General features: G+C 48.3%; 5 protein-coding genes. 2 read left to right on the top strand and 3 right to left on the bottom strand.

The annotated features are described in order from the left end of the window. Positions 1-235 precede the first annotated feature (235 nt). On the bottom strand, positions 236-481 hold the full coding sequence (locus tag P8O70_02855; protein ID MDG2195824.1) for an EamA family transporter: 246 nt from the start codon (positions 479-481) through the stop codon (positions 236-238). Positions 482-913: 432 nt separating this feature from the next. Between P8O70_02855 and P8O70_02850 the strand changes: the two genes are divergently transcribed. After that, positions 914-1,729: a DUF2182 domain-containing protein gene (locus P8O70_02850; GenBank protein MDG2195823.1), complete on the top strand. Its 816-nt coding sequence runs from the start codon at positions 914-916 to the stop codon at positions 1,727-1,729. A 20-nt stretch (positions 1,730-1,749) separates the two neighbouring features. Continuing rightward, positions 1,750-2,361 (top strand): DUF1326 domain-containing protein, encoded by a 612-nt coding sequence (locus P8O70_02845; protein MDG2195822.1) that lies wholly within the window; start codon positions 1,750-1,752, stop codon positions 2,359-2,361. 106 nt (positions 2,362-2,467) lie between these two features. Here P8O70_02845 and P8O70_02840 read toward each other — a convergent pair whose 3' ends face one another. Both P8O70_02840 and P8O70_02835 read right to left on the bottom strand, forming a co-directional pair. After that, positions 2,468-2,806 (bottom strand): hypothetical protein, encoded by a 339-nt coding sequence (locus tag P8O70_02840; protein MDG2195821.1) that lies wholly within the window; start codon positions 2,804-2,806, stop codon positions 2,468-2,470. Between the two features lie 11 nt (positions 2,807-2,817). Continuing rightward, on the bottom strand, positions 2,818-5,387 hold a 2,570-nt coding region (locus tag P8O70_02835; GenBank protein ID MDG2195820.1), incomplete at its 5' end, for an SbcC/MukB-like Walker B domain-containing protein.

Here is a 5,387-nt window from a genome sequence, read left to right as displayed (position 1 = left end):
CATGGCTTGGATGCCCAGAAGCGTCAGCATCCACTAGGTGAATTGCGATCAAGCGAGCTTCTTCTCCAGGACACCCAGCCACGGTGAAGAGTTGGGATAGCCAGTCTTCCAAAATCGTCTGCCGAACCAGCATGACTGAATTCCTTTCTGTATTGTAATCAACGTCCCAAAAATTCAGGACTCGCGGAAATACGATCTTGGAACAAGAATGCTTTGACCAAGTGTGAACCGCGGATTATATAGCAAGCCTTCTTGAACGGAACCCTCTAATCTGGGGAATCAGTGCTCCAAGAACAACCAGCGAACCACCCAATAGCAGGGGAGGGGTGAGCGGTTCGTTCAGTAGCAACCATGACAGGATACAGCCTAGTGGAATGGTGAGAATGATCATCAAGCTAGCCACGCCCATCAGGAGTTGACGTAGAGCCCGATTGTAGAGAAGAAATGGCAGCGCGATAGATTTCATCAGGTAGACAATCAAGACCCAATCATAAGTTTAATTCATGGTAGGAAACAGAAAAATTTCTTGGTCAAACCATCACCAGTAATTTAGGTCTCTATGAGATCACTCAGATCCCAGCTGATCACTGGAAATATCACACGTCTAGCTTACGAAACGTTGCTCTGACCTCACCCTACGTGCACAACGGTGCTTTGTCGGGCTTAGCTGCAGTGATCAATTTCTAGGATCACTGCAGCATTGCCAACCGAAAGCTGCCTACTCAGCAAAAATTTCTGCTAATCAATGCTAAGTCCATGTCCAAATAGCACTACGAACTAGTCATTTTGAATTCTCCAGAATAGAAAAATACTGCAATGCTTGACAAATGCTACCATTTAGTTGATTAAATTGGTGTTTTAATGTCTAATGTTTACTGCATTAGCGTTGAAAAAGCATGGTTGAGATTCAAAGATGGACGCTTCTATGGCAAAATCTCTTGAGAGTGTTCTGCGTTATGACCGCTGGATAGTTGTAGCGCTCTTGACTGCCATCACTCTCAGCAGTTGGCTGTTTGTAATCAAAGGTGCGGGTACGGGAATGCCTGCCACTATGATGACAGGGATCGATCTTGCTACTGGAGGAGGTATGCGAATGCCCGCTGAGATGCCCTCATGGACATTTGCGTACGCGACAATTATGTTTTTCATGTGGTGGATCATGATGATCGCCATGATGCTGCCAAGTGCCAGTCCAACTATTTTGCTCTTTGCTCGCGCCAAACATGACAAGCAAGAGACAGATAAAGCCCATTTGCCTTCAACAGTTTTTGCTTCAGGATATCTCCTTGCCTGGGCTGTATTCAGTGCAATTGCAGTCATCGCTCAATGGGCCCTTGAAGGAGTACAACTCTTGAATAAGATGATGGTTTCGACATCACCTATACTCGGGGGGTTGCTACTACTTGCTGCAGGGCTATGGCAGTTTACACCCTGGAAACACGCGTGTTTGCGACATTGTCGTTCACCACTCACATTTCTGATGACACGCTGGCGACCGGGATTAAAAGGAGCACTCATCATGGGGATTGACCACGGCTCATTTTGTCTCGGTTGCTGTTGGTTCCTGATGGCACTGCTCTTTTTTGGTGGGATCATGAATTTATGGTGGATTGGGGGCTTAGCACTCTATGTTTTAGCTGAAAAGACCTTGTCCTCAGGGCACTGGATTGGGTACGGATTTGGCTTCATGTTAGTCATCTGGGGCTGCTGGATGATGATTTCTGTTTGATCTTCAAGAGAGGATAGAATATGGGATGGAATATTGAAGGACAATATGTGGAAACCTGTAATTGTGCTTTCCTCTGTCCGTGTATAACCTCAAACTTGTCGGCACAACCAACTGAAGGTGATTGTAAAGCTGCTATTGCGATGAGGATTGATAGCGGTGAAAAAGATGGTGTTAGTCTCAATGGATTATCTTTTGTTGTCCTACTGCACTCCCCAGGACCCATGGTAGACGGAAACATCAAAGTTGGTTTGATCATTGATGAGAAAGCTGACGAAGCTCAGGCTGACGCAATCGGTCAGATTGCATCAGGCTCAGTGGGAGGCCCAATGGCTGCTTTGGCACCTTTGGTTGGAGAAATGGCGGGCATCGAAAAAAGGGCAATAACAATGGAAGGAGGAGGTCTCAAATTTTCTCTCAAAGCGGGAGAACTTGTAAACATGTCCGTAGAAGGGTTGCCTGGAGCTAACGAAGATGGTGAACCAATTTATATAGAGCACGTGCCTCACCCAGCCAACTCCAGACTCGCTCTAGCTAAGGCGACCAATAGTGAATTTCACGCCTTTGGCATCGACTGGGAGGATTCTACTGGAATGCGGAACGGTCACTTCCAGCAGTTTTCTTGGGCAGCTTGAACAAGCTTGCTCACTTTGATGGATTCATTACAACAGAATATTAGCTAAGAACATTCTTCTGATGGCAGGCAATTCAAAAGAATCTGGTCTGCCATCACCAATGTATTCAGTAGAAATCCACCCACTCCTCAAACTGCTCTAGGTCTTTGTAAGAGCATGAGCCTGGCCCCTCCTCTTCAGACAGATAGCGAAACACCACCATTGGCCCCCAGCACTCTCGTTCTTGCAGATACCAACGGGTCTGACGTTCCTGCCACTCTCCCTCACCGTCAACATAACCCAGAAATGGCACATTCAACTCGATTAGATCAGTAGCATCACAGCGGAGCAGCTCACACAACGTGTCCAGATCCAAATCTAGGTCCACCAGTTCAACAAGGTGTTCATCAGGATCAATGTAGATCCACCAGCCCTGATATTCAGGACTTGCATCGTCTGGGTCCATCCGTATTCCAGCTAGGAAGAGACAAATTGTTTGGGTTGATTTTCAGCTAATGGTTTGGGGATCACATCCAAGGTACTATTGCCACTGTCATTCTTACGCACCTGAATCTGTGTCGTCAAGCGCTCCTTGAGAGCCTCCACGTGGGAGATGATCCCAATCGTCTTGCCTCCTGCCTGTAGCGTCTCTAACGCGGCCAAAGCTGTGTCAAGGGTGTCGGCATCCAGCGTGCCGAAACCTTCATCAATGAACAGAGAATCAATCGGATGGTTACGGCGTGCTAGATCAGACAAACCAAGTGCCAACGCCAGACTAACGAGAAAAGTTTCTCCACCAGAAAGACTCTCTAAGGAACGCACTGCATCTGCCTGATAGCGATCCACGATGTCCATCTCGACACAGGCTCCTGCGCGCTTCTGTAGTTGATAACGATCTGAGAGTTTCTGCAGGTGTCGATTGGCCAGCTTGACCAGATGGGCTAACGTCAGGCTCTGGGCAAAGCGAGAAAATTTGGTTCCATCTGCTGAACCAATCAGTTCAGATAAAGACGCCCAGCGGTGGTGCTCCTGCCACTGCTTCTCGATTTGATCAGCAAGTACTCGCTGGTTTTGACGCAGTTCCGCATCTTTTTCCAGTTGAACCTGCACTCCTCCTAGTTGTTGTGACAGCTCATCCTGCTGCGAACGCAGTTTTTCCAATTGTGCCTGAAGTTCTTCCTCAATTTGCTGGGTGTGTGCTTCCTGTTCCAAAGAGACACAGCGCATCTGCTCATTACCCAAGTCGTGACGACTAATCGACAGGCGCTGATTCAACTGCTGGCTTTGCTGCTGTAATTTATCAGCTTCGACAGGATCGAGGCACCCCATCTCAGCTTCTGCAACCGAGGCATATCCCAACGCTTGCAGCGCAAAGAGCAAGTCTGCCTGATTTTGTGAATGCTCCTGCTGTCCACGAGTGTACTCTTCCTCCATCCACTGCAGACGCTGCTGCTCTTGCTGAAGAGCCTGACTTTTCTGCTCAAAAATTTGGCTACTTGCTGCCTGTTTTTCTTGATGAGCCTGGAGTTGAGATAGCTGCTCCTGTTCCAAAGCTTTGGGATCTGGATGCTCCAAGATCTCAAGTCGCTGCTGTTGCAACGATTGAAGCTTCGCCAATCCCTGCTGTTGCTCCCCAGCTAGGCTTTGCTGCTGTTGTTCTTGCTGGCGCAGTGTTGCTTGGTCCCGTTCTAATCGTTGCTGGCGTTGAGACAGTTCAGGACCTTCCCGATCTTCAGCCTGCTGTTGTTTTTGGAAGGCTTGCCACTTCTCTTGTAATCTAGCCAGCAAAAGTTCTGGCTCCGTAGCGGCTTCCTCTTCCCAACCAATGGCCTGCACTTGCTGCTGCCAAAGTTCTTCCAGTTGAAGCATAGCCTGTTGGTCTTCTTTGACCTGTGTTGCCAAGTCTTCTTGTTGCTGTTGGTGGAACTGGCAACGCTCTTTTAGAGCGGCTTGTCTCTCCTTCAATTCAGCGCGTTTGTTCATCAGCACAGTTTGCTCTTCCTGAAGCTGACGCCGCATTCCATCTAACTTTTCAACAGTGCTTAGTTTCTGCTCCATTGCCTGGAATTGCTCTTGCCAAGACAGATGAAGCGTTTGAATCCCTACCAAGTCCGTCAGCAGCTTGACACTCTCTGCAGGAATTTGTGAGTTCACATCATCAAACACTGACTGATTTTTTTGTGCTTCCTGTTGAAGTTGCTTGGATCTTTCGTGAGTAATTTCTGAGTGGGCCTTGAGTTGGGCCTGCTCTCGTTGAAGGTTTGTCAGCTCTTGATCAATTTCTTTGCATCGCTGCTTCAGGTGCTCCACCAACTTCGCTTCTTGTTCCACAGAAGGAGCCTTGTTTGAAATCACAAAGGGATGCTCGGTGGAACCACAGAGCGGACAAGGCTGATTTGGCTTTAGTTGCATACGAGCCACTTCGTAATCACGGATCAGTCGGCCTTGCTCCAACAGACGCTGTTTATCGTGCAAGCGCTCCCGGGTTTGCTGCAGTAGGTGATCTTGATGAAGATGCTGCTCTTTTAACTGCCCCAGTTTCAACTGAAACTCCTTCTCCTGTTGCTCATACTTGGAACACTCCAACTGAACTTCCTGATAGCGTTGGCTCAGATCAGTCAGTTTTTCTCCCAACCGGAGAAGATGTTGTGCTTCCCGTTGCGTTGCTTGCCAATCACCAAGAGGACGGCCTTCCAATAGCACCTCTTCTTGTTCCTGGAGTGCCTGGGTGCGTTGTTCCAACGGCAGGGCTTCTTCGGTAAGGTCATTTCCCAGCTGCTGAAGCTCCGAGGACTGCCTAACGTCTTCGGCTTGTTGTTTCTCAAATCGATGAAGGGCAGCCTTACTTTGTTGCCATTTCTGCTGTCGTTGTTGCCATTGTTGCCAAATACTACGTAATCTTGAAAGTACCTGCTCCAACTGCTGGCAGTCGTCATGTTCCACTAGCCATTGCTGGCGTTGCTGTTGACATAGCACAGCCTGCTGGACCCAGGCATCTTCTTGATGGAGTTGCTGACGTTGTTGATGGATGGTTTGTTCAAGGCGGG

The sequence above is a fragment of the SAR324 cluster bacterium genome (assembly GCA_029245725.1).
Classification (GTDB): domain Bacteria; phylum SAR324; class SAR324; order SAR324; family NAC60-12; genus JCVI-SCAAA005.
Note: the sequence above shows the minus strand (reverse complement) of the source record. Positions and strands in the feature narration are given on the sequence as shown.

Bases quoted from the DNA above. Each gene is read 5' to 3' on its own strand.
- P8O70_02850 (MDG2195823.1), top strand. From the start codon at position 914: ATGGACGCTTCTATGGCAAAATCTCTTGAGAGTGTTCTGCGTTATGAC.
- P8O70_02845 (MDG2195822.1), top strand. From the start codon at position 1,750: ATGGGATGGAATATTGAAGGACAATATGTGGAAACCTGTAATTGTGCT.
- P8O70_02840 (MDG2195821.1), bottom strand. From the start codon at position 2,806: ATGGACCCAGACGATGCAAGTCCTGAATATCAGGGCTGGTGGATCTAC.